3 protein-coding genes are annotated in these 2,723 nt (G+C 58.1%); all 3 read left to right on the forward strand.

Annotated elements, in window-relative coordinates; all coding sequences use genetic code 11:
• Positions 1 to 49 precede the first annotated feature (49 nt).
• Positions 50 to 1,579: an IS21 family transposase gene (gene istA / locus VGP75_RS01810; RefSeq protein WP_327542022.1), complete on the forward strand. Its 1,530-nt coding sequence runs from the start codon at positions 50 to 52 to the stop codon at positions 1,577 to 1,579.
• An 11-nt stretch (positions 1,580 to 1,590) separates the two neighbouring features.
• Complete coding sequence (gene istB, locus VGP75_RS01815; RefSeq protein ID WP_327542023.1) at positions 1,591 to 2,349, forward strand: IS21-like element helper ATPase IstB; 759 nt, start codon at positions 1,591 to 1,593, stop codon at positions 2,347 to 2,349.
• A 111-nt stretch (positions 2,350 to 2,460) separates the two neighbouring features.
• Positions 2,461 to 2,723 (forward strand): hypothetical protein (locus tag VGP75_RS01820; protein WP_327542024.1); only part of this gene is annotated, 263 nt, incomplete at its 3' end.

The raw sequence follows: 2,723 nt of genomic DNA on the forward strand, positions 1-2,723 counted from the left end.
CAATCTGTAACTGGCTACCGTCTGGCTTTTTAGCTTTGAGGGAAGCCCGATGAAGAGATTGCCGATGCGGAAGATACGAGATGTTTTGCGGCTGTCAGCTGATGGTCTTTCGACCCGTAAAATTGGGGTCAGCCTGACGATCGGGCGGACAACGGTTCAGGCCTATCTGGATCGCGCTGCCGAGGTTAATCTGAGCTGGCCGTTACCGCCAGAGATGTCCGATACGGACCTTGAGCGCCTGATTTACCCACGCACGGCGCGCGATATTGCGAACCGCGCGACCGAGCCCGACTGGACACATATTCACCGAGAGTTGCGCCGTAAGGGTGTGACGCTTTCGCTGCTATGGGAGGAATATCGCGCCGGTCACCCCGAGGGATATGGCTACTCTCGGTTCTGCGAACTTTACACGCGATGGGAAGGAAAGCTGTCGCCTGTGATGCGGCAACGTCATCCTGCGGGCGAACGGCTGTTTGTGGATTACGCAGGGCACACCATCGATGTGATTGATCCCCAGACTGGGGAGGTGCGCACAGCGCAACTGTTTGTCGCGACGCTCGGTGCCTCGAACTACACCTATGTCGAAGCAACCTGGACCCAAACCCTGCCAGACTGGATCGCCAGCCATGTGCGCGCCTTTAACTTCTTCGGGGGCGTCACTGCGCAGGTCGTGTCGGACAACCTGAAGGCGGGAGTCACAAAGGCCTGCTTTTATGACCCGGCTATCAATCGGACCTACGCGGATATGGCCAGTCATTACGACACGGCCGTTGTGCCTGCGCGACCGCACAAACCCAAGGACAAGGCCAAGGTCGAGGGTGCGGTTTTGCTGGTTGAACGCTGGATCTTGGCGCGACTGCGCAATCGTCAATTCTTCAGCCTCGTAGAGGTGAACGCGGCCATCCACCCATTGCGTGATCGGCTCAACGACAAAGTCTCGCGCCATCTCGGGGCCTGCCGCCGGCATCTGTTTGCGCAACTGGACAAGCCGGCTCTGAAGCCGCTGCCAGTGGCCCCCTACGTCTATGCGGAATGGAAGAAGTGCCGGGCCGGGCTCGATTATCACATCGCAATCGACAAGCATTATTACTCGGTGCCCTATCAGTTGCTGAAGAAAGATCTGTGGGCGCGGATCACTGACCGCACCATCGAAGTCTTCCATGTCGGACAACGCGTCGCCTCGCATGTGCGCACCTCCAGCAACGGGCAGCACTCGACACTGCGCGATCACATGCCTGCGCACCACAAGTTCCGCGAAGATTGGACGCCACAACGCATAACAGCGCGCGCTGCCCGCATTGGGCCAAACGTCGCCATCTTTGCCGAAGTCGTGATGCGTGACCGCAAGCACCCCGAACAGGGCTATCGGACTTGTCTCGGTGTGATCCGCCTAGCCGACAAGTTCGGCCCGGACCGACTTGATGCAGCGTGCTGCCGTGCGCTGGAGATCAACGCTAGATCCTACTCGTCGCTCCAATCCATTCTGAAGAATGGGCTGGACAGCAAGCCCCGCACCCGCGCCACGGAGGAGCCTGCAATCACCCACCCCAACATCCGTGGTGCCGATTACTTCCATTGAAAGGATATACAATGCTTCACCACCCAACCCTTGATCATTTGAAGGCCCTGCGGCTGGACGGTATGGCCGAAGCCTTTGGCGAACTACAAGCTCAGGAGGCTTCAGCTGATCTCAACCACGCTGAATGGCTTGGCCTGCTCATCGACCGTGAGATCGCCAGCCGAGAGACAAAACGGTTCGAGGCCAGGATGCGCTCCGCCAGGCTGCGCCATGTAGGCGCTTGCCCGGAAGATGTTGATTACCGCGCACGCCGCGGCCTCGACAAGGCCCTGTTCCAGAGCCTGCTCACCGGCAGATGGATCACCGACAAGCGCAACCTGATCATCACCGGCCCCTGTGGGGTCGGCAAGACCTGGCTTGGCTGCGCATTGGCGCAAGCGGCCTGTCGAGACGGCGTGACCGTGGTCTACAGACGCATGCCACGCCTCTTCGAAGAGTTGGAACTGGCCCATGGCGACGGGCGCTTTCCTCGCCTGTTCCGCAGCATCACGAAGGCACAGCTCCTGATCCTTGATGACTGGGGGCCTGACCGGCTGACCGCCACGCAGCGCCGCGATCTGATGGAAATCGTCGAAGAGCGCTACGGCCGCGGATCAACCATGATCACCAGCCAATTACCCATCAAGGCATGGCACGACATCATCGGTGAACCGACCTTCGCAGACGCCATCCTCGACCGCATCGTTCACAATGCTTACCGCCTCGAACTTGAGGGTCAGTCCATGCGGAAAACAACCGTCAAAACAGATGACGAAAACCCTCAAACCTGATACCCTGAACACACTGCCTCACGGCAATGCGTCACAGGGTGGCCGGATACCCCGGAATCAGTGGCCGGATGTTGTCGGAATGAGTGGCCGGATGCTCCGGAATACGCAAACATGGACAAAACGACAGCTGACGTTGCGCACAACTGGATTACACCGATACGAGACACGCGTGCTGCGATTGGGTACGCGACAAAAGACACACGATATTTAGGCACAGATTGTATAGGCGAGAAAATTTCACACACAAACGCAGCAGGCACGGACTTAAGCACAGATTTCACGGAGGCGCAGATTAAGCGCATAACAAGCAGAATTACGGACAGGCAATTAACAGAGGCTTACACAGCGATGGAAAGACAGATTGTACAAACTGG

This window comes from Yoonia sp. (assembly GCF_036007805.1).
Classification (GTDB): Bacteria; Pseudomonadota; Alphaproteobacteria; order Rhodobacterales; family Rhodobacteraceae; genus Yoonia.